The sequence below is a fragment of the Sphingobium jiangsuense genome (genome assembly GCF_014196495.1).
Lineage (GTDB): Bacteria > Pseudomonadota > Alphaproteobacteria > Sphingomonadales > Sphingomonadaceae > Sphingobium > Sphingobium jiangsuense.
Genome location: NZ_JACIDT010000011.1, coordinates 102,223 through 128,496 on the forward strand (window position 1 = coordinate 102,223; position 26,274 = coordinate 128,496).

Annotated in this window: 28 protein-coding genes; 18 read left to right on the top strand and 10 right to left on the bottom strand. The window is 67.0% G+C overall.

Going from position 1 to position 26,274, the window contains the following annotated elements:
• Window positions 1–174 precede the first annotated feature (174 nt).
• Window positions 175–711 (top strand): hypothetical protein, encoded by a 537-nt coding sequence (locus GGR43_RS15380; protein ID WP_188072871.1) that lies wholly within the window; start codon window positions 175–177, stop codon window positions 709–711.
• A gap of 96 nt (window positions 712–807) precedes the next feature.
• On the opposite strand, the gene GGR43_RS15385 is transcribed toward GGR43_RS15380, so the two are convergent.
• The gene (locus GGR43_RS15385) at window positions 808–1,266 is read right to left on the bottom strand and encodes a MarR family winged helix-turn-helix transcriptional regulator (RefSeq protein ID WP_223177473.1); all 459 of its coding nucleotides are present in this window, start codon (window positions 1,264–1,266) and stop codon (window positions 808–810) included.
• Window positions 1,267–1,397: 131 nt separating this feature from the next.
• On the opposite strand from GGR43_RS15385, the gene GGR43_RS15390 reads away from it, so the two are divergent.
• The 4 genes from GGR43_RS15390 to GGR43_RS15405 all read left to right on the top strand — a co-directional run bounded on the left by GGR43_RS15390 (window position 1,398) and on the right by GGR43_RS15405 (window position 6,033).
• Window positions 1,398–2,204 carry an SDR family NAD(P)-dependent oxidoreductase gene (locus GGR43_RS15390; protein WP_188072872.1) on the top strand — a complete coding sequence of 269 codons (807 nt, stop codon included), beginning with the start codon at window positions 1,398–1,400 and terminating at the stop codon, window positions 2,202–2,204.
• Between the two features lie 339 nt (window positions 2,205–2,543).
• Window positions 2,544–4,784, top strand: a complete 2,241-nt coding sequence (locus GGR43_RS15395; protein ID WP_188072873.1) for a TonB-dependent receptor — start codon at window positions 2,544–2,546, stop codon at window positions 4,782–4,784.
• A gap of 76 nt (window positions 4,785–4,860) precedes the next feature.
• Window positions 4,861–5,463 carry a DoxX family membrane protein gene (locus GGR43_RS15400; RefSeq protein ID WP_188072874.1) on the top strand — a complete coding sequence of 201 codons (603 nt, stop codon included), beginning with the start codon at window positions 4,861–4,863 and terminating at the stop codon, window positions 5,461–5,463.
• A gap of 21 nt (window positions 5,464–5,484) precedes the next feature.
• The gene (locus tag GGR43_RS15405) at window positions 5,485–6,033 is read left to right on the top strand and encodes a nuclear transport factor 2 family protein (protein WP_188072875.1); all 549 of its coding nucleotides are present in this window, start codon (window positions 5,485–5,487) and stop codon (window positions 6,031–6,033) included.
• Window positions 6,034–6,037: 4 nt separating this feature from the next.
• On the opposite strand, the gene GGR43_RS15410 is transcribed toward GGR43_RS15405, so the two are convergent.
• The gene (locus GGR43_RS15410) at window positions 6,038–6,922 is read right to left on the bottom strand and encodes an MBL fold metallo-hydrolase (protein WP_188072876.1); all 885 of its coding nucleotides are present in this window, start codon (window positions 6,920–6,922) and stop codon (window positions 6,038–6,040) included.
• 27 nt (window positions 6,923–6,949) lie between these two features.
• Window positions 6,950–7,705 carry an SDR family NAD(P)-dependent oxidoreductase gene (locus GGR43_RS15415; RefSeq protein WP_223177474.1) on the bottom strand — a complete coding sequence of 252 codons (756 nt, stop codon included), beginning with the start codon at window positions 7,703–7,705 and terminating at the stop codon, window positions 6,950–6,952.
• 175 nt (window positions 7,706–7,880) lie between these two features.
• On the opposite strand from GGR43_RS15415, the gene GGR43_RS15420 reads away from it, so the two are divergent.
• The 4 genes from GGR43_RS15420 to GGR43_RS15435 all read left to right on the top strand — a co-directional run bounded on the left by GGR43_RS15420 (window position 7,881) and on the right by GGR43_RS15435 (window position 11,852).
• A complete protein-coding gene (locus GGR43_RS15420; RefSeq protein ID WP_188072878.1) occupies window positions 7,881–8,984 on the top strand; it encodes an aromatic ring-hydroxylating dioxygenase subunit alpha in 1,104 nt (367 codons plus the stop codon).
• Window positions 8,985–9,099: 115 nt separating this feature from the next.
• On the top strand, window positions 9,100–9,849 hold the full coding sequence (locus GGR43_RS15425; RefSeq protein ID WP_188072879.1) for an SDR family NAD(P)-dependent oxidoreductase: 750 nt from the start codon (window positions 9,100–9,102) through the stop codon (window positions 9,847–9,849).
• Between the two features lie 31 nt (window positions 9,850–9,880).
• Complete coding sequence (locus tag GGR43_RS15430; protein ID WP_188072880.1) at window positions 9,881–10,381, top strand: nuclear transport factor 2 family protein; 501 nt, start codon at window positions 9,881–9,883, stop codon at window positions 10,379–10,381.
• Between the two features lie 67 nt (window positions 10,382–10,448).
• Entirely contained in the window at window positions 10,449–11,852 is a 1,404-nt protein-coding gene (locus tag GGR43_RS15435) for an MFS transporter (RefSeq protein ID WP_188072881.1), read from the top strand.
• Here GGR43_RS15435 and GGR43_RS15440 read toward each other — a convergent pair.
• Genes GGR43_RS15440 through GGR43_RS15450 form a run of 3 tightly spaced genes read right to left on the bottom strand, consistent with a single transcriptional unit; the run spans window position 11,834 to window position 14,868 of the window.
• Window positions 11,834–12,514: a GntR family transcriptional regulator gene (locus GGR43_RS15440; protein WP_188072882.1), complete on the bottom strand. Its 681-nt coding sequence runs from the start codon at window positions 12,512–12,514 to the stop codon at window positions 11,834–11,836. The two genes, GGR43_RS15435 and GGR43_RS15440, sit on opposite strands and share 19 nt — an antisense overlap.
• 31 nt (window positions 12,515–12,545) lie before the next feature.
• Window positions 12,546–13,658, bottom strand: a complete 1,113-nt coding sequence (locus tag GGR43_RS15445; RefSeq protein ID WP_188072883.1) for a zinc-dependent alcohol dehydrogenase — start codon at window positions 13,656–13,658, stop codon at window positions 12,546–12,548.
• A gap of 1 nt (window position 13,659) precedes the next feature.
• On the bottom strand, window positions 13,660–14,868 hold the full coding sequence (locus GGR43_RS15450) for an MFS transporter (protein WP_188072884.1): 1,209 nt from the start codon (window positions 14,866–14,868) through the stop codon (window positions 13,660–13,662).
• A 224-nt stretch (window positions 14,869–15,092) separates the two neighbouring features.
• Here GGR43_RS15450 and GGR43_RS15455 point away from each other — a divergent pair, with 224 nt between their 5' ends.
• A complete protein-coding gene (locus GGR43_RS15455) occupies window positions 15,093–15,932 on the top strand; it encodes an amidohydrolase family protein (protein WP_188072885.1) in 840 nt (279 codons plus the stop codon).
• A gap of 7 nt (window positions 15,933–15,939) precedes the next feature.
• Here GGR43_RS15455 and GGR43_RS15460 read toward each other — a convergent pair whose 3' ends face one another.
• From GGR43_RS15460 to GGR43_RS15470, 3 genes are all read right to left on the bottom strand, one after another.
• Window positions 15,940–16,611: a GntR family transcriptional regulator gene (locus GGR43_RS15460; protein WP_188072886.1), complete on the bottom strand. Its 672-nt coding sequence runs from the start codon at window positions 16,609–16,611 to the stop codon at window positions 15,940–15,942.
• 125 nt (window positions 16,612–16,736) lie between these two features.
• Window positions 16,737–17,954 carry an acyl-CoA dehydrogenase family protein gene (locus tag GGR43_RS15465; RefSeq protein WP_188072887.1) on the bottom strand — a complete coding sequence of 406 codons (1,218 nt, stop codon included), beginning with the start codon at window positions 17,952–17,954 and terminating at the stop codon, window positions 16,737–16,739.
• Between the two features lie 20 nt (window positions 17,955–17,974).
• Window positions 17,975–19,123 carry a WD40/YVTN/BNR-like repeat-containing protein gene (locus GGR43_RS15470; RefSeq protein ID WP_188072888.1) on the bottom strand — a complete coding sequence of 383 codons (1,149 nt, stop codon included), beginning with the start codon at window positions 19,121–19,123 and terminating at the stop codon, window positions 17,975–17,977.
• A gap of 128 nt (window positions 19,124–19,251) precedes the next feature.
• On the opposite strand from GGR43_RS15470, the gene GGR43_RS15475 reads away from it, so the two are divergent.
• Genes GGR43_RS15475 through GGR43_RS15500 form a run of 6 tightly spaced genes read left to right on the top strand, consistent with a single transcriptional unit; the run spans window position 19,252 to window position 23,697 of the window.
• Window positions 19,252–20,325 carry an amidohydrolase family protein gene (locus GGR43_RS15475; RefSeq protein WP_246343792.1) on the top strand — a complete coding sequence of 358 codons (1,074 nt, stop codon included), beginning with the start codon at window positions 19,252–19,254 and terminating at the stop codon, window positions 20,323–20,325.
• A complete protein-coding gene (locus GGR43_RS15480; protein ID WP_188072889.1) occupies window positions 20,325–21,317 on the top strand; it encodes a DODA-type extradiol aromatic ring-opening family dioxygenase in 993 nt (330 codons plus the stop codon). Before GGR43_RS15475 ends, GGR43_RS15480 begins: the two co-directional genes overlap by 1 nt.
• 35 nt (window positions 21,318–21,352) lie before the next feature.
• Window positions 21,353–22,012 carry an RraA family protein gene (locus GGR43_RS15485; protein ID WP_188072890.1) on the top strand — a complete coding sequence of 220 codons (660 nt, stop codon included), beginning with the start codon at window positions 21,353–21,355 and terminating at the stop codon, window positions 22,010–22,012.
• A gap of 10 nt (window positions 22,013–22,022) precedes the next feature.
• The gene (locus GGR43_RS15490; protein WP_425502233.1) at window positions 22,023–22,691 is read left to right on the top strand and encodes an RraA family protein; all 669 of its coding nucleotides are present in this window, start codon (window positions 22,023–22,025) and stop codon (window positions 22,689–22,691) included.
• Between the two features lie 5 nt (window positions 22,692–22,696).
• Window positions 22,697–23,362 (top strand): 4-carboxy-4-hydroxy-2-oxoadipate aldolase/oxaloacetate decarboxylase, encoded by a 666-nt coding sequence (locus GGR43_RS15495; protein WP_188072891.1) that lies wholly within the window; start codon window positions 22,697–22,699, stop codon window positions 23,360–23,362.
• Between the two features lie 44 nt (window positions 23,363–23,406).
• Window positions 23,407–23,697, top strand: coding sequence for a YciI family protein (locus tag GGR43_RS15500; protein WP_188072892.1), 291 nt, complete (start codon window positions 23,407–23,409; stop codon window positions 23,695–23,697).
• Window positions 23,698–23,718: 21 nt separating this feature from the next.
• Here the strand turns inward: GGR43_RS15500 and GGR43_RS15505 are convergent, their stop codons facing one another.
• Window positions 23,719–24,003 carry a hypothetical protein gene (locus GGR43_RS15505; protein WP_188072893.1) on the bottom strand — a complete coding sequence of 95 codons (285 nt, stop codon included), beginning with the start codon at window positions 24,001–24,003 and terminating at the stop codon, window positions 23,719–23,721.
• 164 nt (window positions 24,004–24,167) lie between these two features.
• On the opposite strand from GGR43_RS15505, the gene GGR43_RS15510 reads away from it, so the two are divergent.
• Both GGR43_RS15510 and GGR43_RS15515 read left to right on the top strand, forming a co-directional pair.
• The gene (locus GGR43_RS15510) at window positions 24,168–25,439 is read left to right on the top strand and encodes a Rieske 2Fe-2S domain-containing protein (protein WP_188072894.1); all 1,272 of its coding nucleotides are present in this window, start codon (window positions 24,168–24,170) and stop codon (window positions 25,437–25,439) included.
• Window positions 25,440–25,461: 22 nt separating this feature from the next.
• On the top strand, window positions 25,462–26,256 hold the full coding sequence (locus GGR43_RS15515; RefSeq protein ID WP_188072895.1) for an amidohydrolase family protein: 795 nt from the start codon (window positions 25,462–25,464) through the stop codon (window positions 26,254–26,256).
• Window positions 26,257–26,274 lie beyond the last annotated feature (18 nt).

The window sequence follows — 26,274 nt, forward strand, 5'->3', positions numbered from 1 at the left end:
GGATTTCGGCCGCATGGATGGGGAGGTCCCGCGCCTCCTTCCGTATCGCCAGCCCTGCTTTTCGCTTGCGTGGCCGATTATAGTATTCAATATAATATGCAATTATCGCGCAATCGAATCGGTCGAACCGCCTGGAGGGAACGCCGGCGAAAAGGCGAGGAGGGGAGAAAGAGGATGTGGGATTTCTTCGGAACGGACGGGGGCAGGTCCGGCTGGACCGCCTATGCGATCCTGTGGCTGCGCATCGCCTTCGGCGTCCATTCGCTGGTGTCGGGGCTCAACTATTTCTTTCACCTCGTGCCCCCGGCGGCGATCCACCTGTCGCCCGCCGCGCCCTTCGTCGCCGCGCTGGACGATGTGGGATTGTTCTTCTGGATCAAGCTGGTCGAGGTGGCGGTGGGCGTGCTGCTGCTGCTCAACCTCTATGTGCCGCTCGCGCTGGTGATGGAGATGCCGACCACCTTGTCGATCTTCTACCTCAACACCTTCGTCGATGCGATGCCGCGCCAGCTCTACACCGGGCCGAAGGAGCTTTTCCTCAACCTGATCCTGATCGCTGCCTATTCGGCCTATTTCCTGCCGCTGCTGACGGCGAAGGCCGAATATACGCCGATCTGGCGCAAGGCGCGCAACGCGGCGGGGCGAAACCCCGTATCCGGCCCCGTATCCGGCCCCGTGTCCGGCGTGGCGCAAGCGGAGTCCGACGCATGAACATGTTCGATGCCATCCCCTTCGCGGCGGCCACGCTGATGGTCCTTGTCGCGCTGCTGCACGACCGGCGCAAGCAGCGATAGCGGGCGCCTTCGCTCAGGGCCGCCGCAGCGGCGCGCGGCTGAGGTCGTTGCCCGCGTCGGTCGTCTTGCGCAGCAGGGCGTGGAAGGTGCGGCGCTCCTCCTCCGACAGGCAGGCGACGATATCCTCCTGCACCCGCTCCACCCAGGGGGTGGCGGATTCCAACACCCTTTCCCCCTCGGCGGTCAGCGTCAGGATGCGCGCGCGCCGGTCCTTCGCGCTGGTTTCGCGCAGCACCAGCCCCTTCTGCGCCAGCCGGTCGACCACGCCGCCGATGGTTGCGCGATCATAGGCGATCAGTCCGGCGAGCGTCCCCTGGTCCAGCCCCGGATGGTCGTGAAGCGTTGCCATCGCGGCATATTGCACCGATGTGAGGTCCAGCCCCGCCTCGGCCATCCGTGCGGCGAAAAGCGATACGGATATCTGTTGCAGGCGGCGGATCAGGTGGCCGGGCATGATGTGCAGGCTGCTCATCCCCCTAACTAGCGTCCCTCTGCCGCACTTCTCAAGCGGATTGCGCGCACCGGTTTAGGTCTTTCCTTCGGCGTCACAATTGTATATTATATCGTCATTCAATATAATATTACATCAAGAGGGAGGCCGCGATGGCGGAGCAGGGCAAGATTCTGGTTACCGGCGCATCATCGGGAATTGGCGCGGCCTATGCGGAGGAACTGGCGCGGCGCGGGCGGGACCTGCTGCTGGTCGCGCGCCGCGTCGACCGGCTGCGGGCGCTGGCGGCGCGGCTGGAGGAGGCGCACGGCGTCGCTGTGGAGCTGTTTCCCGCCGATCTCGCCGACCCTGCCGACCTGCGCCGGGTGGAGGCGCGGATCGAGGCGGGCGGCGACGTCGATTTCCTCATCAACAATGCCGGGATCGGCGACATTTCGCTGTTCGTCGAGCAGCAGCGCGACACGCATGAGCGGATGATCGCGGTGAACGTGCTCGCGCTGACGCGCCTCACCCATGCCGCCATCCCGGCGATGCTGGCGCGCGGGGGCGGCACGGTCATCAACATCGCGTCGGGCTTCGCCTTCGACTTCATGCCGGGCGCGAGCGTCTATGCGGCGACCAAGGCGTTCGTCGTCCAGTTCACCCATGTGCTCGACGCGGAACTGGCCTCGCAGGGGCTGCGCTTCCAGGCGCTGGTGCCGGGGCTGACGAGGACCGGGCTGGGCGGCGCGGAGGAAAGCGGCTTTTTCGACCAGTTCCCGCCGGAAATGGTCATGGACCCGGCGGTGCTGGTCAAGGCGTCGCTGGCGGGGCTGGAGCTGTCGGAACTGGTCTGCCTTCCCCGGCTGGCCGACCCCGCCGATCACGACCGCGCCCATGCGGCGATGCGCGCCGTGGGCAAGACTCCGCCCCACAATCATGTCGCGGAGCGCTACCAGTTGGACGCCGAAAACGCCTGAACAGTGCTAAAAACGGCGGCCTTCCGGCGTCGCCGCGCCCCGTGGCGCGTCTCTCTACGGAGCAATGTTAGCGAAAAATGTACTCAAATTTGTATAATTTTTTTGTAGACAATCTTTGCCGGTGCGGGCATTTGTACCATGGAGCAACAAAGCGGGGAATCGGATGTCCGGCAAGGATGGCGTTCCCGTAGTTCTGCCTTGTTCGGCACGGTTTTCGACCTGTTTTCATGGATATGAAGCGATGAGGGAAATATCCGGGAAGCAGACCGACAGGCCAAAGCAGGGCCGGCAAGTCAATCGATAACAGATAATTGAGATGGATTGCGGAGAGGGGATATAATGTCCAAAATCTATAAGGCTTCAACACTGGTTTCTTCGGTCGCGATGGCGTTGGCCCTGACGGGCGGCGCGGCTTTCGCCCAGTCGGCGGAGAGCGGCGCCCCGGCGGCCGCATCCGGCGCGCAGGGGTTGCAGGACATCATCGTCACCGCGTCCCGCCGTGCGGTCAGCGTGCAGAAGGAATCGCGGGCGATCACCGCGATTTCCGCCGACGAACTGGTCCGCAGCGGGGTGGACAATGCGGCGGCGATCCAGAATCTGGCGCCCGGCCTCACCATCGCGACGAACGGCCCGCAGTTGCAGATCTCCATTCGCGGCGTCGGCGACCGCACGATCAACTCGGCGACCGACCCGGCGGTGGCGATCAACGTCGACGGCGTCTATTTCCCCAAATCCTACGAGGCGTCGGGCGCCTTCTTCGACCTCGACCGCATCGAGGTGCTGAAGGGGCCGCAGGGCACGCTCTACGGCCGCAACGCGTCGTCCGGCGCGATCAACCTCGTCACCGCCAAGCCCCGGTTCGACACCAGCGGCTATGGCGAGGTCGAGATCGGCAATTACGGCAACCAGCGCGTCACCGGCGCGTTCAACGTCGCGCTCAGCGATGTGGTCGCGTTGCGCGTCGCCGGTCAGGTGACGGACCGGCAGGGCTATCTTTCCGACGGCTATGGCGACGACATCAAGCAGAGCGTCCGTGCCCATCTGCTGATCGCCAGCGGCGACACGTCGATGCTGGTGACGGCGGGCTATTCGCATCTCGGCGGCAAGAGCGACGCGGGCGTCATCGCGCGGCGGTTCGGCGACACCCCGCCGCTGACCAGCGTTCCCGTGCCATCCGACCCGTGGGCCGGGCCGACCGATCCGCAAACGCTGGCGCGCATCGCCGCGACCAACCCCGACGGCGTGACGCAGCCCCGGACCGACGGGTTCCAGGATATCGACATCTTCAACCTGTCGGTCAATTTCGAGCATCGCTTCGACTGGGGCACGCTGACGCTGATCCCCAGCTATGTCGGCGCCCGGTTCGAGAACCTCGCCTATGCGGCGCTGGTCGTGCCGACCTGGAACAAGATGAAGAGCGACCAATATGCGATAGAGGGGCGGCTCTCCTCCGCGGACGGCGCGGCGGTGCGCTGGGTCGTCGGCGCCTTCGCCTCGCGCGAGGATGCCGACGACAAATATCAGAGCAAGATCCTGCCGACCTTCGCGCTGCCGACCTATGCGCCGGAGCGCAACGACGATACCTGGGCGGTGTTCGGCGAGGCCAATGCCAGCCTCAGCGACAGCTTCCGGCTGATCGGCGGCGTCCGCTACACCTGGGAGAAGAAGACCGTGAGCGGGGCGACCGCGCCGGTGTTCGGGCCGATCCCGGAATTCCCGCTGCCCATCACCGGATCGATCGCGGACCTGCCGGGCGCGTCCGACATCAGCGGGCGGCGGATCGACAAGGCGGTGAATTTCCGCGCCGGGGCCGAATATGACGTCGCCCCGCAGGTCATGGTGTATGCGACGGTCGCGACCGGCTTCAAGGCGGGCGGCTTCTACAACGACATCGCGCCCAGCAACAGCTACAAGCCCGAAAAGCTCACCGCCTATACCGCCGGGCTCAAGAGCCGCTTCATGGACAACCGGCTGCAGCTGAACATCGAGGGCTTCTACTGGGATTATACCGACAAGCAGGAAACCTTCCTCGGCTTCGGCTCCGTTCCGGGCAGCGTCATCCTGCTGACCAAGAACGCGGCGAGTGCGCGGCTCTATGGCGCGGACGTCTCCGTCGCGGCGCAGATCACGCCGACGACGCAGCTTTCCGCCGAGGTCGAATATAACGACAACAAGTACAACACCTATATCGTGGACACGCTGGCGGGGCCGATCGACAATAGCGGGGAGCAACTGGTCCGCGCGCCCAAATGGTCCGGCCATGTGTCGTTCGACCAGGCGATACCGCTGGCGGATTCGATGGGCGAGCTGAGCTTCAACGCGCAGATGCGCTTCACCTCCAGCTATTGGCTGACCAACGACTTCGTGCCGATCGAGCGGCAGACGGCCTATCAGGTCTATGACGCGTCGCTGCAATGGGTGTCGCCGGGCAAGGCGGTCACGCTGACCGGCTATGTCAAGAATATCGGCAACAAGGTCTATTATTCGGGCGGCGTCGTGTCGGATAACCTGCGCGACGCGGTGGTGGGGCAGATCGGCGCGCCGCGCACCTATGGCGCCCGGCTGCGGCTGACCTTCTGATCGGCCTTCCGCCTGTCCCGGCCCGCCCCGCGGGCGGCGGCCGGGACAGGCGGAGCAGGGGAGTGAGGGGCATGGCATGACGGAGAAAATGGCTGTCGCCGCGCGGCTGTTGATGGGGATCATCTACACGCTGAACGGCCTCAACTGGTGGTTCAAGATCATCACCCCCTATCCCAGCATCTCGGACTTCGCCCATATGGCGCCGCCGCCCGATGTGGTGGGGGCGATGATAGAGAACGGCATCATGTTCCACATGGTCAAGGGCATAGAACTGTTGACCGGCATCGCGCTGCTGCTCAACCTGCTGACGCCCCTGATGCTGGTGGCGGTGCTGCCGATCACCATTTCCGTTTTCATCGTCGACGTGTTCTTCGTCGCCCATCTGCGCGGCATGGTGATGGGCGCTGGGTCGCTGGCGCTCAACCTCTATCTGCTGCTCGTCCATCTGGAGAGCTATCGTCCGATGCTGGTGCTGCGCGCCGCCGACGGGGCGCCGCTGCCGCCCGACGCGCCCAATCTGGCCGACAGGCTCCAGTCGATCGTCCGGCCGGTCCGGCCAGTGATCGGCGTGGCGGCAATCCTGCTGGGCGCGGTCATGCTCGGCTGGATGCTGGTGATGATCGGCCAGTATATCGCCCATCCGCTGCCCTTCGGCGCGGGCCTGCCGCCCCGCCCCTGATCCGTTTCGGGAGGATTAGCCATGACCAGCCCTTCATCCTTCACCCGCCGGGACCTGGCGCTGGGCGCCACCGGACTGCCGCTGATCGGCCTCGCCGCCTCGGCCGATGCCGCTGCCCCCGCCGTCCCGGCGGGCGGACGGGCGCGGGCCTCCGTTCCGGCGGAGGACCGGCTGGACATGATCGAACTGATGGCCCGCTATGCCTGGGCCTATGACACCGGCATGGCAGATGCGCTGGCGGCGACCTTCACGCCCGACGGCGTGCTGGAGGTTTTCGGCAAGACGCTCGCCACCGGCCGCACCGGCTTCGCGGCATTCCTCGCCACGGCGGCGGAGATGCGCGGGGACAGCGGCTGGCAGCATCTGTCGGACCATCATGTGTTCCGCGACTATGACGGCGAGCGGTGCCGCATCTACAGCTATTATCTGATGCCGGAAAGCGACGCGGCGGGCGGCAATGTCCATCTGCGCGCGATGGGATATTATGTCAGCCATTGCGTGCGCACCGGCGCGGGCTGGCTGTTCGAGAAGCGCGAGGTGGTGCGCTGGAACGGCAGGCAGCCTTTCTGATCCCCTATTCCGGCAGGAAACGGAAGCGGAAGGCATCGCCGTCGCGCTCCACATGGCCCGCCGAGCGCCCGCGGAAGTGGGCGGGCAGCAGCACCGTGTCGCTGTCCGCGATCTCGTTCAGCAAGGCGGTGCGGACTTGGGCTGCCAGCGCGCCGTCCCAGTCGGCGAAGAAGGGAAGGTCGGGCCGCACCAGCTGCACCGGATGATGGAGGACGTCGCCGGAAAACAGCGCGGAAGGGCCGCCCTGCCGCGCCTCTACCATGCAGCAGCCGGGCGAATGACCGAAGGCCGGGCGCAGCCAGAGGCCGTTGCCGATCTCGCCGTGCACCAGGCTGTCCTCATCGACGATATCGGCCTGCCCGGCCTCCACCACCGGCAGCACCGAATCGAGATAGGCCTCGCGGTGGAACGCCTCATGCTCCTGCTCGCTGAAGAAGGCATGGTCCCTGCGCCCCAATATGTAGCGGGCATTGGAGAAGGTCGGCACCCAGCGGTCGCCCTCGCGCCGGGTGTTCCAGCCGACATGGTCGGCGTGCAGATGGGTGCACATCACCATGTCGACATCCTCCGGTTCCACCCCCAGCGCGCGCAGCCGGTCGAGCCAGGACGTGTCCAGCCGGTGGGCGAAGGGGATCGACCGGTCCTTGCCGTTGCCGTTGCAGCTGTCGATCAGCACCGTCTTGCCGCCGATGCGGAGCAGATAGCTGTGCACGCTGAGCGTGAAGGCGGACGCGGCCGGGTTCGCCGTCAGGCTCTCGTCCCGATACCAGCCGCGCAACCGGGCGAGGTCGGCCGTGGTGACGCCGGGCAGCGCCATCGCCATGGGAAGCCCGCTTTCCATCTCGACGATCTTGTGGATGGTGAGATCGCCGAGGGTTATCGCCGTCATGTCCGCTGCATCCTTGTTGCGCGCGCCTCAATGCTTCGCATGGCCGCCGTCCACGACGAGGGTCTGGCCGCTGACGAAGGCGGCGCCCTCGCTGGCGAAGAAGGACACGACCGGCGCGCTGTGCTCCGGGTAGCTGATCTGCTTCACCGCCTGATCCTTCACGAAGCCTTGCATGAAGGCAAGGAAGCTTTCCTCGTCGGGGAAGGCGCCGCGCGTGGTGCCGGTGACGGTCGGGCCGGGGGCGATGGCGTTGACGGTGATGCCATATTGGCCCAACTCCCCCGCCAGCGCGCGGACATAACCGATGCTCGCGCTCTTGGAGGCGACATAGGCGGTCAGGCCGGCGGGCGGAATGAAGCAGCTGTTCGACGCGACGTTGATGATGCGGCCCCAGCCCTTCGTCTTCATGCCGGGGATGACCGCCTGTGTCATCAGGAACATGCCGTCGACGTTGAGCGACATGATGCGCCGCCACAGTTCCAGATCGACGCTTTCGTGCGGCGTGAAATCATAGACGCCCGCATTGTTCACCAGCACGTCGCCGCCGCCCATCTCGGCATCGATCGCCTCGACCGTCGCGGCGATCCGCGCGGGATCGCGCAGGTCGCAGGCATAGCCGCGCGCCTTGCCCCCCGCCGCCTCTATCTGCGCGGCGACGGCGTCGGTCGGGCCGATGTCGACCAGGGCGACGCGAAAGCCGTCCTGCGCCAGCCGCCGCGCATAGGCGGCGCCGAGCCCGGTCGCCGCGCCGGTGACGATGGCGGTTTTCTGCATTGCGGTCATCACTCCCCGTCCATATCCCTGTTTTAATGGCCTTGTCTCAGGCAGGGCTATAATCTGCAAAATGGTTAGTCAATATGATAGTGGATCAATCGCCGCTTCTTGACAATGTTATACGATTTAATATAACAATCTGGCGCGAGAAGAAACGGGAAAAGGACAGGAATCGGGTGCGAAGATGCTGAAATATCTGCGGAACTGCTGGTACGCGGCGGCCTATGCGGACGAGGTGGGCGACACTCCGCTCGAACGGCAGCTGCTCGGCCATCATGTCGTGCTGTTCCGCGACGAGGCGGGCCGGGCCGCGATATTGGAGGATCGCTGCCCCCACCGTTTCGCGCCGCTTTCCTCCGGGCAGGTGGTGGGCGATACCATCCAGTGCCCCTATCACGGCCTGCGCTTCGACCGCACCGGCGCCTGCACGCACAATCCGCACATGAAGGGCGGCGGCCCGCTGAAGGCCGCGTCGGTGCGGTCCTGGCCGGTGCTGGAGAAATACGGCATCCTCTGGCTTTGGCCGGGCGACCCGGAACTGGCCCGGCCGGAGGCGCTGCCGCGCGTCGAGTTTCTCGAACGGCCGGAAGAATATAGCGTCGTCAAGGGCCTGCTGCATGTGCGCGGCCATTATGAACTGGTGGTCGACAATCTGCTGGACCTCAGCCATGCCGCCTATATCCACCCGCAATTCGCGGGCGGGCAGTACAGCATCGAGGAATTGCTGGCCGCGACGACGCAGAAGCTGGAGCGGCGGGACCGGTCGATCGTCAACCACCGGATGCGGAGCGGACTGGCCGCCCCCGCCGCCAGCCAGGCGCTGTTCGGCTTCGATGCGGATATGCCGGTGCACACCGAATCCACGATGACCTGGCATCCGCCCGCGATGCTGGATTTCGCGGCGGGCAGCTGGGTCGTGGATACGCCGAAGGAGGAAGGCGCGCATATCCCGCAGCTGCATTTCATCACGCCGGAAACCGAATTCACCTCGCATTATTTCTTCGTCAACGGCCGCAACCGGCGTCGCGACGATCCCGAGGTCGACAAGGCGCTGCTCGATTTCTTCGACCTCGCCTTCGCGCGGCAGGACGAGCCGATGATCGAGAAGGTACAGCGGCGCATGGGGGCGGTGAGCGACATCAACGAGCTGCACCCGATCCTGCTGGCGACCGACGCGGCGCCGGTTTCGGCCCGCCGCCTGCTGGCGCAGCTGATCGCGGAAGAGGAAAGGGCGGCCGGGCAGGGCGGACCGGGCGGGCCGGACAGGGCGACCGTCGCGGCCGAATAGCGCCGGTGCATGGCCCCGCTGGCGGCTTGCATCTCGCAAAATAGTATAATTTTTCTGTAGACAATTTTCGGAGGTGGATGATATCCCGCTCCGATAGAAAACGGGTGGAGAGACCATGAAATCGCTGGAAGGAAAAGTCGCTGTCGTCACCGGGGCAGCCAGGGGCATCGGCGCGGAGATGGTGCGCGCGCTCGCCGCCGAGGGCGCGGCGGTGGTCGCGGCCGATATCCTGCCCTGCGACGAGACGGCGGCCAGCGTGACCGCGGCGGGCGGACGGGCGATCGGCGTCGTCGGCGACATCAGCGCGGACGATCATGTCGCCGCGCTCGCCCAGGCCTGCCGCGAGGCGTTCGGGCCCGCGCATATCCTGGTCAACAATGCCGGGCTGCACCCCGACCCGATGCCGTTCGAACAGCTCAGCCTCGCCTATTGGCGCAAGACCATGGCGGTCAATCTCGACGCGATGTTCCTGACGATGCAGGCGTTCCTGCCGCAGCTGAAGGAAAATGGCTGGGGCCGGATCGTCAACATCTCCTCCTCCTCGGCAAACACCGCGCCGCCCAACGGCGCGCCCTATGTGGCGAGCAAGGCCGGGGTGGTGGGGCTGACGCGCGCGGCGGCGACCGAGTTCGGCAAATATAACATCACCGTCAACGCCATCGCCCCCAATCCGGTGCGCACGCCGGGCGCCGACGGCGCGATCAGCGAGGAGATGTTCCAGATGATCGCGCAGATGCAGCCCATCCCCCACGTGATGGAGCCGCGCCACCTGACCGGCGCGCTGCTGTTCCTGTGCACCGACGGCGCGGAATTCATCACCGGGCAGAATCTGCATGTCGACGGCGGCATGGTCCGTGCGGGGTGAGGGGAAACTGACTTAAAGGACGGAGAAAATCATGCGGACCGGCACCCATCTGCTCGCGATCATGGCCGGCATCGCCGCGCCGGTCGCGCTTACCTTCTGGACGACCTCCTCGGCCGGCCCGCGCAGCGCCGCCCATTATGCGGCGGTGGAACAGCGCGCGCTCGGCACCCGCGAGGTGATCGAAGCCTTCGAGAAAATGGGGATAGACGAGCGCAAGCCGAAGGAAGCGGTGCTCGCCTATTTCAGCCCGGACGTGATCGACCATGATCCCAATGTGGCGGGCGACCGCCAGTCGATCATCGACTATCTCGACAAGCGCGACTGGTCGAGCGGCGTTCCCAGGCGCACCATCCGCAACATCATCGTCGAGGGCGAGCTGGGCGTGGTCCATCATCATATCGTCCGCAAGCCGGGGGAGAAGGGGATCGCCGCGGTCGACATCTTCCGGGTGCGGGACGGCAAGGTGATCGAGCATTGGGACGTGTTGCAGCCGGTGCCGGAAGAAAGCGCGAACCGGCACGGCATGTTCTGAGCCTCCCTCCATTGCGGCGACGCGGCGGGCCGGTTAGGGGGAGGCCGACGGCAGGGAGCGGAAGAGAGTGCGGGAAGGCGGCGTCAGCGGAAACAGTGCACGGGACGCGCCGCCCGAAGGGCAGGAGGGCCTGCCCGTTCCCCGGCGCTACTGGGCGATAGCCGGGCTCTGCCTTTCCACCGCCGCGATCGTTCTCGACGGGGCGGTCGTCGCCGTCGCGCTGCCGACCATCACCCGCGATCTGGGCATCAGCCCGTCCAGCTCCGTGCATGTCGTCACCATCTACCAGCTCGTCGCCGTCGTCAGCCTGATCCCGATGGCGGCGCTGGGCGACCGGCTCGGCTATCGCGCGGTCTACCGCTTCGGCCTGTCGCTGCTGACGGTTTCGGTGCTGCTCTGCTTCTTCGTCAAGGGGCTGATCCCGCTGCTGATGCTGCGGTTCGCGCAGGCGATCGGCGCCTCCCTCTCGCTCAGCGTGTCCTCCGCCCTGCTGCGGGAGGTGTATCCGGCGCGGATATTGGGGCGCGGCCTCGCGCTCAACAGCATGATCGTATCGGTCTTCACCTCGGTCGCGCCGACGCTGGGCGGGGCCATCCTCGCCTATGCGCGCTGGCCGATGGTCTTTGCGAGCGCGGTACCTTTTGCGCTCGCCGCGCTGCTGCTGTCGCGCAGCATGCCCGATCCGGTCCGGCGCAGCGGCAGCTTCGATTTCGGCGCCGCGCTGCTCTACGGCTGCACCATGGCGATGCTGTTCGGGGCGATGGACGGCAATGTCGGCTTCGATCCGGTCGCGCGGGTCGCGCTGCTCGCCGGGGCGATCCTGCTCGGCCTGAACCTCTATCGCCGCGAAAGCCGCAGGGAACGGCCCGTCATCCCCGTCGACCTGCTGCGCCAGCCGGTGCTGGGCCTGTCCGCGCTGGGATCGGTGCTGTGCTTCATGGCGAGCATGGCGGTGATCGTCATGCTGCCCTTCCGGCTGGAGATGCTGCACGGCTTCACCACGCCGCAGATCGGGCTCATCATGTCGATCTGGCCGCTGACCACGCTGGTGGTGGCGCCGGTCGTGGGCCTGCTCAGCGACCGGATACCGGCGCGGCTGATCGGCACGGTGGGCATGGCGGTGGCGACGCTCGCGCTGTGCCTGCTGGCGGAGATGGACCGGGGCGGCGCGGCCGATTTCTACTGGCGGCTGGCGCTGTGCGCGTTCGGCTTCGCCTGCTTCACCGCGTCGAACGCGCGGCTCATCCTCGCCCATTCGCCGCGCGACCGCGCCGCCTCGGCCGGCAGCCTGATCTCGACCGCGCGGCTGACCGGGCAGAGCATGGGCGCGATCCTCGCCGGGACGGTATTGTCGGCCGGGGCGATCGCCAGCGGCGGCTCCTTCTATCTGCTGGCCGCACTCACCGCGCTGACCGGCCTGTGCAGCGTCAGCCGGGGCGCGAAGCCCGGCGGTCAGTCGGCGGCCCAGTAGCCCGGCATCATGTCGAACATCTCGCTCAGCAGCTGCTCGATCCTGTCGCGGTCCTTCTCATAGGCGGCGAGCAGCGCGTCGCGATCCTGCGCGACGAGCGCGTCGTACATCGCCTTCTCGCCGGTCACCGACGCATCGTCGGGCAGCAGCGCCCGGAACCGGTCGGTCAGCGTCCACAGCCGCATCGCCTCGCGCAGCAGCGTCTTGTGCGGCGACAGGCCGAACATCAGCTCCCGCGCCTGGGTGAGGGCCTCCATCCAGTTTTCCCGATTGGCGAGGGTGCGGGGCCGGGAAATGATGTCGAAGCAGCCCTTGATGCGCTTCAGCTCCGCCTTGGTGGGCCAGCGCGCGGTGCGGAGCAGCTCTCCCTCCAGCCAGCGGCGCATCCGGTACAGCTCCATCGCCTCCGAGCGGGAGAGCTTCGCGACGAAATAGCCCCGGTTGCGGTCGTGCTGGAGCAGCCCTTCGGCGTGCAGCTGCTTGAGCGCTTCGCGCACCGGCACCTTGCTGATCGCATAGTCCTCCGCAAGGCCGGTCTGGGTCAGGTGCTGGCCGGGCAGCATCATGCCGCGCAGGATAGACCGGCGGATGATGTCCACGATGCGGTCGGACAAGGCCCCTTCCGGGGCGGGAGCGGCGGCGATGCTGGCGTGCGATGTCATGCGACGTTCACACCGAAAAGCTGGGCATGTGTCAAGCGTCTCGCCATGGGCTGACGGTGACGTGGATCGCGCCCTCCATGCCGCGCCCGGCGGTGGCGAGAATCGCGTCGTGGACCTGGTCGAGGCCGAAATCGTGGCTGCACAGCAGGTCGACCGGCCAGCGGCCCGACCCGATCAGCTGCAACGCCAGCTCCACCGAGCGATAGCTGTGGCCGCGCGGCGCGCGCACCGTCAGATAGCGTTTCTTGATCTCGCCGATCGGGATCTGCTGGCGCAGGCCGTTGAGGTTGAGCCACGCCCCCTTGGCCGCGAGGGCGACGGCCTGCGCGGCGATCGCGCCGGTCGGGTCGCCGGTGGTGTCCACCACCACGTCGACGCCCCGGCCGCCGGTTTCGCGCATGACGATCGCTTCCAGATCCTCCTGCTCCACATCGACCGCGATATCGGCGCCGAGGCGCGGCGCGAGGTCGAGCCGGGCGCGGTCGCGCGTCATGCCGCAGAGGATGACCTTCGCCGCGCCCGCCGCCTTGGCCGCCAGCGCGCAGCCCAGTCCCTGCTGGCCGGGGCCGTAGACCAGCACCGTCTTGCCCAGCCCCGCGCCGCCGTCCAGCACCGCCCATTGCACGCCATTGCCCAGCGGCACGGCCAGCGTCGCATGGCGCGCGTCCATGTCGGCGGGGATCCTGTGGATGACGGCATTGGGCGCGAGATACATATAGTGCGCATTGCCGCCCCAGAGATGCGGCGCATGATCGGCGTTGCAGGTGCCGTAGCGCAGCGTGTTGAACTGGTCCTTCACGTTGAAGAAGTCCGCCTCCATGCACAGGCGGAAATCGCCCTGGCGGCACCAGTGGCAGTGCCAGCAGGGCAGATATTCGTGCAGGGCGATGCGGTCGCCCGGCTTCAGCCCCCAGCGGCGGGCGGCGTTCTCGCCCAATGCCTCGACCATGCCGACATTCTCATGCCCCATGATGCAGGGCGCGCTGTCGGGCTTGCGGTACATTTCCGGGTCGCTGCCGCCCACGCCGGACGCCTCCACCCGCAGCAGACCGTCGTCCGCGCCGATGCGGGGGCGTTCGAATTCGCGGATCTCGGTTTTCTCCACGTCCACCTTGACGGCGGCGCGTACCGGTAAATCTCCCATATCAGGCCTCCCTGGGCTTCAAGGTGACGGCGGGCCTGATCCGCCCGCTCAAGAGGATGAACGCGACCAGCAGCGGCGGTATCGCGAACAGCAGGTAGAGGCCGGAGCGCCCGGCGCCGAATTGCAGCGCCAGCCCCGCGAGGATCGGCCCGGCGGTGGCGCCCAGCCGCCCGATGCCGATGGCCAGGCCGGTGCCCGCCGCGCGCACCTCCGCCGGGAACAGCAGCGGCGTGCTGGCATAGAGGCTGGTCATCGCGCCCGCCATCACCAGCCCGACGAGGGCGGAGGCGGCGTAGATCGTCCACAGGGCGTCGGTCGTCCCGGCGAACAGCGCGATCGCGAGGCTGAAGGCGAGGAAATAGACGCTGGCGATGCGCACGAGGCCGAGCCGGTCGGCCAGCAGCCCGAACAGCAGCGGCCCTATCAGGCTGCCGATGTTGACGATGGTCATCGCCGTCGCCCCGACCTGTTCCGGCACCGCGAGCGAGACGGTGAGGCGCGCGGTCCACAGCAGGATGAAATAGAAGCTGATCATGTTGAGGAAGAAGGCGAGGCAGATGGCGATGGTGTTGCCGCGCTGCGTCTCGCCGAACAATTGGGCGCGCATGGTGGCTGGCGGGCGCGGCCCGGCCGCGCCGTTTTCCCGCGCCGCCGGTTCCGGCAGGGTGAAGAGGTTGACGAGGAACACCAGCAGCGCCAGCGCGCCGCCGAGCAGGAAGACGATCTGCCAGCCATGCGTCATCATCAGGCCGATGGCGAGGCCGCCCGCCAGCGTCGAGCCGAGCGGATAGCCCGCCGAGAAGATCGCCATCACCGTGTTGCGCCGGTCGGGCGGCGCGATTTCGGCCACCACCGTGTTGAGCGTGGCGAGCACGCCGCCGATGCCGAGGCCGGTCAGCAGCAGCATCGCCAGCAGTTGCGTGACATTGGCCGCCGCCGCCGCGCCGAACATGCCGAGCGCCACCAGCAGCAGCGAGGCGAGCGTGACCTTGCGCCGCCCGAACCGGTCGGCGAAGGGCGATATGACAAGCGAACCGAGCATCATCCCCGCCGGGCCGGAAGCGAAGACCAGCCCCAGCATTGCGGGATCGAGGTTCCACACCCGCTCGATCGCCTTGCCGATGAAGGCGACGGCGACGACGCCGTAGCCGTCGACGAGATTGCCCAATATTGCCCCGCCGATGGCGAGCGACCGCGTCGTGGACGGCACCTTTGATCCCCTCAGTTTGCTATGACTATAATGCCTAACAATTTAATATTCAGCATTTCCGCTCTTCGCTGACAAGCCCAAAAGGGGCGGCGGCGGGACGGAGGCTGAAAAATGCCGGTACCATGCGGGTTTTGCCTCCCCTCGGAAAAGAATCATTCACTATTGTATAACAATAATGAATACCATAATAGAAAAGCAGGTTGAAGGACAAGGGGGTAGGCTCAATGTATGATTCCCACGCGCATGTGATTTCGGACGATCTGGCGGCGTTTCCGGCCATGGACGCCGCCGATCCCGCGGTCGCGGCGCGGTTGCGGGATCCGTTCACGGCGGAAAGGCTGTTGCGCGAAATGGACGGCGCGGGGGTGGGCAAGGCGCTGCTGGTGCAGCGCGGCCAGATCTATGGTTTCGACAATCGCTATATCCTCGCCGCCGCCGGGGCCAGCGGCGGCAGGCTGAAGGCGGTGTGCGGCGTCGATGCCGCCGATCCCGGCTGCGGCGCCGCCGTCCGGCGGCTGCGCGAGGAAGGCGCGGCGGGCGTCCGGCTGATGGCGCGGCTGGGCGAGCGGAGCTTCGGCTGGCTGGACGGCGAGCATGCCGGCGGCTTCTGGCGGGCGGCGGTGGACTGCGCGCTGCCGGTCTGCGTCCACTTTTTCGGCTGGAATCGCGAGGAGGGGCTGGAGCGGCTGGAAAGCCTGCTGGATCGCCACCCGGTCGCCCATCTGGTCATCGACCATCTGACCAACGCGCCGATTCAGAGCGCGACCGAGTGCGGCATCGATGCGCCGGTGCGGCGGATCAGCGAGCGTGGCTCAGTTGCGCTGAAATTCACCGCCATCCCGCTCAACGATCTGGCCGAGCGGGGGATCGACGCGGGGCGAGTGCTGGACGCCTATCTCGCGCTGTTCGGGGCGGACCGGCTGCTGTGGGGATCGGACGTCACCCAGTCCAGGGGCGGCTATGAGGATCTGGCGGCGAGCGGCCGGGCCGCCGTCGCCGGCTTCCCCGCCGACATCCGCGAGCGGCTGCTTCAGGCCAATGTCGCGCGCATCTACGGCCTGTAGGGGGCGCTTACAGTCCCCGGTCCTCCAGGATGGACAGCACCTCCTCCTCGAAGGCGCGCCGCCTGTTGGCCCGGACCTTCAGCAGCTTCTTGGTGTCCTGCTGCGCCAGCGCGGCGACGAGGTCGGCCTTGTTGACGATGGTGCGCGCGGTCGAGGCGCGGCGCGGCAGCGGCACCAGCGCGCGGTAGCGATCCGTCAGCGACCAGTAGCGCATCGCCTCGCGCACCATGATCTTGTTGGGCGAAAGGTCGAACAGCGCATGATGGAAATCCTGATGCCTCGACCACCATTCCGCCCGGTTGCCCTCGTTGAGCAGGCGCTCCAGCTCCTCGGCGCGGGCCCTGAAATCGTCCAGCTCGGCCTCGGTCGGCCAGCGGATCGTCTTCAACAGCTCATCCTCCACCATGTCGCGCAGGCGGAAATATTGGCGGGCTTCGCTGGCGGAAAAGCGGGCGACGAAGAAGCCGCGATTGGGGTCATGCTCGACCACGCCCTCGGCGGAGAGCAGCTTCAGCGCCTCGCGCACCGGCACGCGGCTCGCCGAGAATTGCTCGGCCAGTTCGGTCTGCCCCAGCCGGATGCCGGGGGAATAATGGCCGCAGGCGATCAGGGTGCGCAATTTGCCGGCGATGACCGAGGGAACGGCGTCTGCGGGCTGCTTTTCCAATTTGGTTGCCACTTTCAGTCTCTATATGGTGTTGTATGACAATGATGTAGGCAAAATTCCTCAATTTGGAAAGCGGGAACAGAAAAAGGGCGAAAATCCGGCGTATCCGGTGCCGCCCCTTCCGCGCCGCGCCGCTGCTATTTGCGCCGGTTGCGCAGCGTGAACTCGGACGGCTTGAGGCCGCAGGCGGCGCGGCCGAAGCTCGCCATCGCCGTGTCCCAGGTGAAGGCGAAATGCTGCGCGGCGCTGTTGACGTCGCGCCACACCCGCTGGAGCGCATGGCCGTCATAGATGCCGGTGCCGCCCGATGCCTCGAAGATGCGCGACGCGGCATAGCGCGAGGTCTGCGCCGCCCATGCCCAGTCGCGCGGGATGCGCGCCCGTTCCAGCGGGGTGATGTCCGCCGGGGTGCGCGCGCGGTCGATCGCCTCGGCATCGCTGACGACCAGCGCCAGCGCCGCGTCCACATCCGCCGCCGCCTCGGCGATGCGCGCATAGGTCGCCGCCTGCTCGCCGATCTCGACATCGCCCGCGCCGTCGAGCCGTTCGCCCAGCTGCCGGGCGAAGGCGGCGATCGCGCCCTTCGCCATGCCGATCGGCGCGCCGATGATGGAGAAGGGCGCGATGTCGGCGAAGGGCATGTGATAGACGGCGCGTTCGTGCCGCTGCGCGCCGGGGGAATTGCCGCTCAGCATGTCGGCGAGCGCCACCGAGCGATGGGCCGGGATGAACGCGTCGGCGATGCGGATGGTGCGGCTGCCGGTGCCGCGCATGCCGATGGTGAACCAGTCGTCCACCACCTCTATGTCGGACCGGGGCACGACGAAGAAGCGCGGTTCGAAGCTGCCGTCGGCGCGCGTCACCCCGTTGCCGATGATCACCCAGTCGGCGAAGTCGATGCCGGAACAGAAGCGGCCGTCCCCGCCGGTCAGGCGATAGCCGCCCTCGACCGCCTCCACCGTGCCGCCCAGCCGGAACACGGTGGCGATCAGCGCGTCGGGATCGGCGAACACATCCTCCTGCGCCTGTGCCGGGAACAGGTTGAGCAGCCAGCTGTGCCCCGCCAGCACGCCATAGACCCAGCCGGTCGAGCCGCACACGGCGGCGATCTCGGCGGTGACGCGCACCAGATCGGCGAAGCCCAGCTCGCTGCCGCCCAGTTCGCGCGGGGTGACGATGTTGAACAGGCCGGTCGCCTTGATTTCGGCGATGGTCTCTTCCGGCACGCGGCGGTCCGCATCGACGCCTCGCGCCCGTTCGGCGATGCCGGGCAGCAGCGCGCGGATGTGGGCCAGCGCGTCGGCGCTGCTTTCGATTCGGGGGCGATCCGCGCCGATTTTCAGATTCGTAGCCATGATGATCCTTTTCCTGCCGCTCAGCCTTGCGCGGCGATTTCCTGCTGCTTCAGCTCCGCCTCGATCTCGGCCCGCCGCTCGTCCGACAGGAACCAGCGATAATGCCCGCCCTTGGAAATGGGCGGCAGCCGATCGGCCAGCAGCGACCAGTGCGCGCCGCAATCGTCGCTGTGGAATATCTCGCCGGTGGCGGTCCCGGCATAGAGGCTGAAGCCATCGGGCCGCACATGCATGCCCATCGCCTCGATATTGCCGGTGATCTTCGGCAGGCCGGTGCCGAGCGGCGCCCATGTCTCGCCGCCATCCGCGCTGTAGAGCACGGTCGGGTCGGCCATCGGCACATCCTGCTCGCGCCATTTGCGCGGCGCATTCTGGGGCCCGCCCATGATGACGCCGTTTTCGTCGCGCGGGTCGAGGAACATCGCGTCGGGATAGCCGATGCGATCGTCGCGCGTGGTCAGGTGCGTCCATTGCCCATGGCGGCAGCGATACAGCCCCTCGCCTCCGTTCATCAGGAAATCGTCGGGGTCGGACGGGCGGAAGAGCACGCGATGATTGTCGTTGTAGAAGAAATCCTCGCCCGATTCATAGCCGGTGACCTCGTCCCAGCTCTCGCCGCCGTCGGCCGATTTCAGCAGCGCGCCCTGCTCGATGCAGATATAGATGTCGTCGGGACGGGCCGGGTGGAAGGCGATGTTCTTCACATGGGCGACATGGGGCGGGGGCGGGAAGGTCCATTTATCGGTGTTCTTCACCTTCAGCATGCCGGGCAGCGCCTGCCAGCTGCGGCCGAGATCGGTGGATTTGTAGAGCACCGGCGGTTCGGTACCGAGCCAGAGCACCGCGCCTTCGGGCCGCTGCTGCACGGCGAGCGTATAGATGTGGCGGCTTTCCAGCCCCTCGTTGCACGGCGCCCAGCTCTCTCCCCGGTCGTCGCTGACCCATAGGCCCGCATCATAATGGCCGCCCGCGAACAGCAGGCCGGAGCGCGGTTCCAGCGCCAGCGCGCTGATATGATGGTCGATCAGCTTGCGGCCGGTCAGCCGCCAGTCCCCGCCGGGCGCGCGCTCGAAAATATGGATGCCGTGAAGCGTCGCGGCCAGCAGGCGCGTCGGCGGGCCGTCGCCTTCCGTCACCACGCCGCCGTTGCAAGACAATAACGCAAGCATCAAAAACCCTCCCTCTCCGCGCCGAATGCCGGTGGACCGAGGCGAATATTATCGGCGAAGCGGATATTGACCTCTTAGGCAAGATTGTTATACATTTATGTATCCAATGCAAGAGGGGAAATTCAAGCATGCCAGCAGACGCCGTGCCCGGAGACGCCGCGAATCCGTCGCCCGATCCCTTGGCCGATCCCTTGATCGTCGATTGTCACGGCCATGTCAGCGCGCCGGATGCGCTCTGGGTCTATAAATCGCTGCTGCTGTCGCACCGGGGCGAACATGGCCGCAAATTTCCGGAGGTGAGCGACGAGGAACTGCTCCATTTCGCGAACAAGAAGGAAATGGCGCCCTGCGGCCATCTGGACATGCTCGACAGGGCGGGCACGCACCGCCAGCTGCTTTCGCCCCGGCCGTTCCAGCAGATGCATTCGGAAAAGCCGGGCAAGCTGGTCCACTGGTTCACCGAGGAAACCAACAACATCATCGCCCGCACGGTGAAGCTGCTTCCCGACCGTTTCTTCGGCGTCGCGGGCCTGCCGCAGGTCGCGGGCGATCCGGTCGAGGTGGTGCTGCCGGAGCTGGAGCGCGCGGTCAGGACGCTGGGATTCAAGGGCTGTCTGCTCAACCCCGACCCGTTCGAGAACCGCCCCGGCACCGAGCCGCCCGCGATGGGCGACCGCTACTGGTATCCTCTCTACGAGAAATTGTGCGAGCTGGACGTCCCCGCGCATATCCACAGCGCCACCTCCCATTCGGAACGCTCCCCCTATACGCTCAACTTCCTGCTCGATGAGACGACCGCCGTCTACGGCCTCATCCATTCCGACGTGTTCAAGGATTTTCCGACGCTCAAGATCGTCGTCAGCCATGGCGGCGGGGCGATTCCCTATCATGCCGGGCGCTTCCACGCATCGGCGCTGCGGCGGGGCGAGAATTTCTACGAGCAGCTGCGCCAGCTCTATTTCGACACCGCGCTCTACAGCGAGGAGGCGCTGCGCCTGCTGATCAAGACCGTGGGCGTCGACAATTGCCTGTTCGGCGCCGAATGCCCCGGCGTCGGGTCCGCCGTCGACCCGGAAACCGGCGACACGCTTGATCATATCGCGCCTTTCATCAAGGGCTTCGACTGGCTGAGCGACGAGGACAAGCGCAAGATACTCTCCGGCAACGCGATCCGGGTCTTCAATCTGGAGGGGCTGGAATAATGGCGCGGATCGTCATGGGCATCGGCACCAGCCATGGGCCGATGCTGGTCACCAGTCCGGAGCAATGGGCCTCGCGCCTCGCCTTCGACAAGGCGGTGGACCATGCCTGGCGCGGCGGCAGCTGGCGGTTCGAGCAGCTCGTCGCCGAGCGCGCCGGGCAGGGCTTCGACCGGCAGGTGACGCCGGAGGCGATGGCCGCGCATCAGGCGCGTTGCCAGGCGGCGCTGGACGAACTGGCGCGTCTCTTCGCCGAGGCGCGGATCGACGTCGCCGTCATCATCGGCAACGACCAGATGGAGATATTCGACGAAAGGCTGATCCCGGCCTTCGCCGTCTTCCACGGCGAGGCGATCACCAATTACGAATTCCCGCCCGAACGCCTCGCGCAACTGCCGCCCGGCATCGAGCAGTCGCTGCCCGGCTACATCCCCAGCGGCGGCGCGGTCTATGCGGGGCAACCCGATCTGGCGCGCGCGATCATCGGCCGGGCGATGCGGGACGGCTTCGACGTCGCCGCGATGAAGGCGCTGCCCAAGCCGGAGACGCCGCATGCCTTCGGCTTCGTCTATCGCCGGATCATGCGCGACCGGCCGGTGCCGAGCGTGCCGGTGCTGGTCAACACCTTCTACCCGCCCAACCAGCCGACCGTGCGGCGCTGCTATGATTTCGGCAAGTCTATCCTGCGCGGGATAGAGGAATGGGACAGCGACGCCCGCGTCGCCGTGTTCGCGTCGGGCGGCCTCACCCATTTCGTCATCGACGAGGAGATCGACCGCCTGTTCCTCGACGCGATCCGCGCGCGCGACATCGGCCGGGTCGCCGATCTGGGCGAGGCGGTGTTTCAGGACGGCACGTCGGAGCTGAAGAACTGGATCCCGCTCGCCGGCATGATGGCCGATCTGGGGCTGGAGCCGGAAATCCTCGATTATGTCCCCTGCTATCGCAGCGAGGCGGGCACCGGCAACGCGATGGGCTTCGTCTGCTGGCGCTGAGCGGCCGGGGGCGACAAGGAACAAGGAAAAGACGAATGACCGCTGACCCTCAAGTGACACGGCTGCGCAGGCTGGATTGCTGCGCGGTTTCCGATGCGATGGACAGGCTGAAGATAAGGGGGCAGGTCACGACCCTGCGGCAGCGTTCCGGCAGCGGACGCATCGCCGGCAGGGCCGTGACCGTGCGGCTGGGCACCGGCGATCCGCCGCCGGGGCCGCCTCGCCATCTGGGCACCACCGCGATCGAGCTGGCCGGTCCCGACAGCGTGATCGTGGTCGAGCAGCGCACCGGCGTGGAGGCGGGCTGCTGGGGCGGCCTGCTGACGCTGGGCGCCAAGGTGCGCGGCGTCGCCGGGGTGATCGCCGACGGCCCGGTGCGCGATATCGACGAGGCGCAGGGCTATGACTTCCCGATCTTCACCAACCGCACCACCTGCCTGACCGCGCGGGGCCGGGTGGTTGAGAAGGAAACCAACGGCCCGGTCGCCATCGGCGAGTTGACGGTCGAGCCGGGCGATTATGTCGTCGCCGACGGCAGCGCCTGCCTGTTCATCCACCCCGCCGACATCGACCGGGTGCTCGACGCGGCGGAGGAGATCGTCGCGCGCGAGGCGGCGATGGCCAAGGCGATCCTCGCCGGCACGCCGATCAGCGAGGTGATGGGCGGCAATTACGAACATATGCTTCAGCAGTGAGAGAATGAGAATGATGGAAGGCCCCCCTAAAGACACCAACGTCGCACGCGCCGCGCGGCTCGACACCGCGACGATCAGCGACGCGCTCGACCGGCTCGGCATCGTCGGCCAATGCTATGAGATCAAGGGCCGCGACCCTTCCTTCCGTTTTGCCGGGCGCGCGTTCACCATGCGCTGCGGCCCAGCCGCCAATCCGCCCGGAACGGTCGGCGACTATATCGACGACGTGCCGGAAGGGCATGTCGTGGTGATCGACAATGGCGGGCGCACCGACGCGACCATCTGGGGCGACATATTGACCGAGATCGCCCACCGGCGCGGGCTGGCGGGCACGGTGATCGACGGCATCAACCGCGACGTCGCCCTCTGCCGCGAGCTGGGCTATCCGGTCTTTTCGAAGGACCATTGGATGCGCACCGGCAAGGACCGGGTGCAGGTCGAGGAGATGAACTGCGTCGTCACCATAGGCGGCGCGCGCGTCGGCCCCGGCGACCTGCTGCGCGGCGATGCCGACGGCGTGCTGGTGATCCCGCGCGGGCATGAGGAGGCGGTGCTCGCCGCCGCCGAGGAGATTCACGCGGCGGAGGAGCATATCCGCGCCGCCGTGCGCGGCGGCATGCGGCTGGACGAGGCGCGGCGCCAGTTCAAATATCACCAGCTCCAGACGCGGCGGGATTGAGCGCGATGGCGGGGATCGATCCCACATCGCGCATCCGCGCCGACGGCTTCGACCGGGTCGCGCCGGATCTGGTCGAGCGGGCGCGCGCGCTTTCCGCCGCCACCGTGCACGAGGCAGGCGGCAAGATCGGCGTGATGCCGCCGCAGATAAAGCCGGTGCACCCGCATTTCCGCGTCTGCGGCCCCGCGCTCACCGTCCATTCGCCGCCCGGCGACAATCTGTGGCTGCACCATGCGATCTGCGCCGCGCGGCCGGGCGACGTGCTGGTCGTCCACTGCAACGGCGCGTTCGACCATGGCTATTGGGGCGAGGTGATGTCGACGGCGGCGAAGGCGCGGGGCTTGGGCGGGCTGGTGATCGACGGTGGCGTGCGCGATTATCTGCTGCTCGGCGAGGTGGGCTTCCCCGTCTTCGCGCGCGGCCAGTGCATTCGCGGCACCGGCAAGGACAGGGACGCGATCGGCTGGATCAACGCGCCGCTGCTGTTCGGGTCGCTGGTGGTGCATCCCGGCGATCTGGTGATCGGCGACAATGACGGCGTCGTCATCGTCCCGCAGGCGCGGGCGGGCGAGGTGATCCTCGCCTCCGAGCGGCGCGATGCGGACGAACTGGCAATATGCGCGCGGCTGATGGCCGGGGAAACCACGCTCGACATCTACGGGCTGCGCTGACGGCTCCCTTCTTTCATCAACTTTTGGCGGCAGGCGGACGACCTATGACCCACTATTTCCTGATCCAGTACCGGCAGACCGGCAGCAACGAACTGCGCGAGGAGAAGAGGGGCGAGCATATCGCCTATCGCAAGGGGCTGGGCGCGGCGCTGGCGCTGGCCGGGCCGCTGCTGGACGAGGAGGGGCGGCCGGTCGGCAGCGTCATCATCCTGCGCGCGGAGGATCGCGGCGCGGCGGAGCGGATCGCGACCAGCGATCCCTTCGTCGCGGCCGGGCTGCTGGAACTGGAGTCGATACAGGCGATGCGCATCGCGGCGATGGCGCCGCCCGCCTGAAGGACGGGCGGCGCCATCGTCCTATCTTCCGAGCGCGCGCAGCAGCCGGGCGGCGTCCATCGGCTTGCCCTCCATGCCGACGAGATCGTGCGCGCGCATGATCGCCTCCTTGAGGACGAGCAGCGCCGCCCGCTCCTCTCCTTCGGCCTGTATCAGCCGGATGTCCACGAGCCGCCACATCTCGTCCAGCTCGGTTTCGCGATAGATGAACTGTTCCTCGGTGGTGGAGCGCTCCAGCCGGTCGATCATCGCCCGAAGGGTGGCGTCCGAATAATCGTCGACATCGTGAATATCGTCCAGGTCCACGCTTTTCTCCTGCATTTGCGGCCCTTCCGGCCTTCCCTCAAGGCGTTGTTTCCCGTGATTTCCGAGTCAGCAGGCGATTCCGCCTGCTTCGCAATCACTCTAGTGACAAGTCATTCGCCTACTGTTATAGAATACATAATTGACTAACAAAAGGAGATTCGTCGGTGCTCTCGCATGAAGATAATGAGACGCTGGTGCGCATTGGCCCCGGAACCGCGATGGGCAATCTCATGCGCCGCTTCTGGATGCCCGCGCTGCTGGAAAGCGAACTGCCGGAAAAGGACGGCAAGCCGGTGCGCATCCGCCTGCTGGGCGAGGATCTGGTCGCGTTCCGCGACAGCGAGGGGCGGATCGGCCTGCTCGACGAGCATTGCCCGCATCGCGGATCCTCGCTGGCGCTCGGCGTCAACGGCGAATGCGGGTTGCGCTGCCTGTTCCACGGCTGGAAATTCGACGTGACCGGCCAGTGCACCGATACCCCGGCCGAGCCGGAAGGCGCGACGCTGGCGAAGGCGATGCGGGTGAAAGCCTATCCCACGCGCGTCGCGGGCGGCATGATCTGGACCTATATGGGGCCGAAGGAAGAGGAACCGGCCTTTCCGCATTTCCCGTGGTTCGACATGCCGGAGGGGCATTGCGAGGCGTTCAAGGTCATCTACGAATGCAATTATGCGCAGGCGATCGAGGGCGCGATCGATTCCGCCCATGCGGGCGTGCTGCACCGGGAAAGCCCCTGGGGCGAGGAAGCGAAATATCCGCATGAGCGCGACCTGCGGCCCAAGCTGGAGGTGGAATTCACCAATTACGGCCTGCGCTATTGCGCGGTGCGCAAGGACGAGGGGCTGGGCCATGCGCGCATCACGCAGGTGCCGCTGCCCTTCTGGACCTTCATCCCGCCCGACGGCGGCAACGCGCCGGTCTTCCGCCGCAACCGCCGCCTCATCAACGCCTTCGTGCCGCGCGACGACGTGACGACCTGGCATATCCAGTTCTTCTACGACGAGACCCACCCGATCGACCGTGAGCACCGCATCGCCGAGGCGGGCACCCGGCATGACGAGAATTTCTTCAAGCTCGTCGGCATGAAGCAATGGTATAATCAGGATCGCGAGATGATGCGCACCACCAACATGTCCGGCATCGTCGGCATCGCCGCGCAGGACCATGCGGTCAGCGAGACGATGGGCAGGATCGCCGACCGGACGAAGGAGCATCTGGGCCGCACCGACATGGCGGTGGTCGCCTGGCGGCGGCTGATGCTGAAGGCCGCGCGGGAAATCGAGGCGACCGGCAAGCTGACCCAGATCCCGCAGGCCAATCTCGACTGGAACGCCATCACCGCGGAAACCTTCGTCTTTCCGATGCAGGAGAAAAGCTGGAAGGACGTGATGCCGCTGCCCGCCGAGTTGCAGCCGCATCTGTCCAGCGCCGCCTGATCCTGAGGACGGCAGGCGCGCCATGATGGTGGTCGATACCCATTGCCACGCCTCGTCCCGCTGGTACGAGCCGGTCGACACCCTGCTGTTCGCCATGGACCGGTGCGGCGTCGACAAGGCCGTGCTGGTGCAGATGCTGGGCAGCACCGACAGCGCCGAGATGCAGGCGGCGTGCCGGGCGCATGCGGACCGCTTCGTCTTCGTCGGCGCCGTCGATCCGCGGGCGGCCGACCCGGTGGGGGCGGTGGAGCGGGCGGCCGAAAGCGGCGCGGCCGGGCTGCGCCTGCGCGCGGCATGGCGCGCCGCGGGCGAGGACCCGCTGGCGCCGTGGCGCGCGGCCGAGCGGGCCGGGCTGCGCGTGTCGCTGGTCGGCCCGGTGGCCGGCTTCATCGACGGCAAGCTGGCCGAGGTCGCCGCCGCCTGCCCCCGGCTGCCGATCCTCCTCGAACATCTGGGCGGGCTGGCGCGGCCCGATGCGGGCGACCGCGACGCCGCGCTGCCCGCGCTGTGCGATCTGGCGCGCCATCCCAATATCGCGGTGAAGCTGCCGGGGCTGGGGCAACTCGCGCCGCGCCTGCCCGATCTCGACGCTGCGCCGGTGCCGCTCGACCTCGACGGGGTGCGGCCGCTGCTCGATGCGGTGCTGCGCGCTTTCACGCCGCAACGGCTGATGTGGGGCAGCGATTTCCCCCCGGTCGCCGCGCGCGAGGGCTATGCCAATGCGCTGGAATGGACCCGCGCTTTCCTCGCCGAGTATTGGCCCGATGCGGTCGGCCCCTGCATGGGCGAGACGGCGCGGACGATCTTCCGCTTGTAGCAGCCGCCGATTCGTCGT

Bases quoted from the DNA above. Each gene is read 5' to 3' on its own strand.
- GGR43_RS15380 (WP_188072871.1), top strand. From the start codon at position 175: ATGTGGGATTTCTTCGGAACGGACGGGGGCAGGTCCGGCTGGACCGCC.
- GGR43_RS15385 (WP_223177473.1), bottom strand. From the start codon at position 1,266: ATGAGCAGCCTGCACATCATGCCCGGCCACCTGATCCGCCGCCTGCAA.
- GGR43_RS15390 (WP_188072872.1), top strand. From the start codon at position 1,398: ATGGCGGAGCAGGGCAAGATTCTGGTTACCGGCGCATCATCGGGAATT.
- GGR43_RS15395 (WP_188072873.1), top strand. From the start codon at position 2,544: ATGTCCAAAATCTATAAGGCTTCAACACTGGTTTCTTCGGTCGCGATG.
- GGR43_RS15400 (WP_188072874.1), top strand. From the start codon at position 4,861: ATGACGGAGAAAATGGCTGTCGCCGCGCGGCTGTTGATGGGGATCATC.
- GGR43_RS15405 (WP_188072875.1), top strand. From the start codon at position 5,485: ATGACCAGCCCTTCATCCTTCACCCGCCGGGACCTGGCGCTGGGCGCC.
- GGR43_RS15410 (WP_188072876.1), bottom strand. From the start codon at position 6,922: ATGACGGCGATAACCCTCGGCGATCTCACCATCCACAAGATCGTCGAG.
- GGR43_RS15415 (WP_223177474.1), bottom strand. From the start codon at position 7,705: ATGACCGCAATGCAGAAAACCGCCATCGTCACCGGCGCGGCGACCGGG.
- GGR43_RS15420 (WP_188072878.1), top strand. From the start codon at position 7,881: ATGCTGAAATATCTGCGGAACTGCTGGTACGCGGCGGCCTATGCGGAC.
- GGR43_RS15425 (WP_188072879.1), top strand. From the start codon at position 9,100: ATGAAATCGCTGGAAGGAAAAGTCGCTGTCGTCACCGGGGCAGCCAGG.
- GGR43_RS15430 (WP_188072880.1), top strand. From the start codon at position 9,881: ATGCGGACCGGCACCCATCTGCTCGCGATCATGGCCGGCATCGCCGCG.
- GGR43_RS15440 (WP_188072882.1), bottom strand. From the start codon at position 12,514: ATGACATCGCACGCCAGCATCGCCGCCGCTCCCGCCCCGGAAGGGGCC.
- GGR43_RS15445 (WP_188072883.1), bottom strand. From the start codon at position 13,658: ATGGGAGATTTACCGGTACGCGCCGCCGTCAAGGTGGACGTGGAGAAA.
- GGR43_RS15455 (WP_188072885.1), top strand. From the start codon at position 15,093: ATGTATGATTCCCACGCGCATGTGATTTCGGACGATCTGGCGGCGTTT.
- GGR43_RS15465 (WP_188072887.1), bottom strand. From the start codon at position 17,954: ATGGCTACGAATCTGAAAATCGGCGCGGATCGCCCCCGAATCGAAAGC.
- GGR43_RS15470 (WP_188072888.1), bottom strand. From the start codon at position 19,123: ATGCTTGCGTTATTGTCTTGCAACGGCGGCGTGGTGACGGAAGGCGAC.
- GGR43_RS15475 (WP_246343792.1), top strand. From the start codon at position 19,252: ATGCCAGCAGACGCCGTGCCCGGAGACGCCGCGAATCCGTCGCCCGAT.
- GGR43_RS15480 (WP_188072889.1), top strand. From the start codon at position 20,325: ATGGCGCGGATCGTCATGGGCATCGGCACCAGCCATGGGCCGATGCTG.
- GGR43_RS15485 (WP_188072890.1), top strand. From the start codon at position 21,353: ATGACCGCTGACCCTCAAGTGACACGGCTGCGCAGGCTGGATTGCTGC.
- GGR43_RS15490 (WP_425502233.1), top strand. From the start codon at position 22,023: ATGATGGAAGGCCCCCCTAAAGACACCAACGTCGCACGCGCCGCGCGG.
- GGR43_RS15495 (WP_188072891.1), top strand. From the start codon at position 22,697: ATGGCGGGGATCGATCCCACATCGCGCATCCGCGCCGACGGCTTCGAC.
- GGR43_RS15500 (WP_188072892.1), top strand. From the start codon at position 23,407: ATGACCCACTATTTCCTGATCCAGTACCGGCAGACCGGCAGCAACGAA.
- GGR43_RS15515 (WP_188072895.1), top strand. From the start codon at position 25,462: ATGATGGTGGTCGATACCCATTGCCACGCCTCGTCCCGCTGGTACGAG.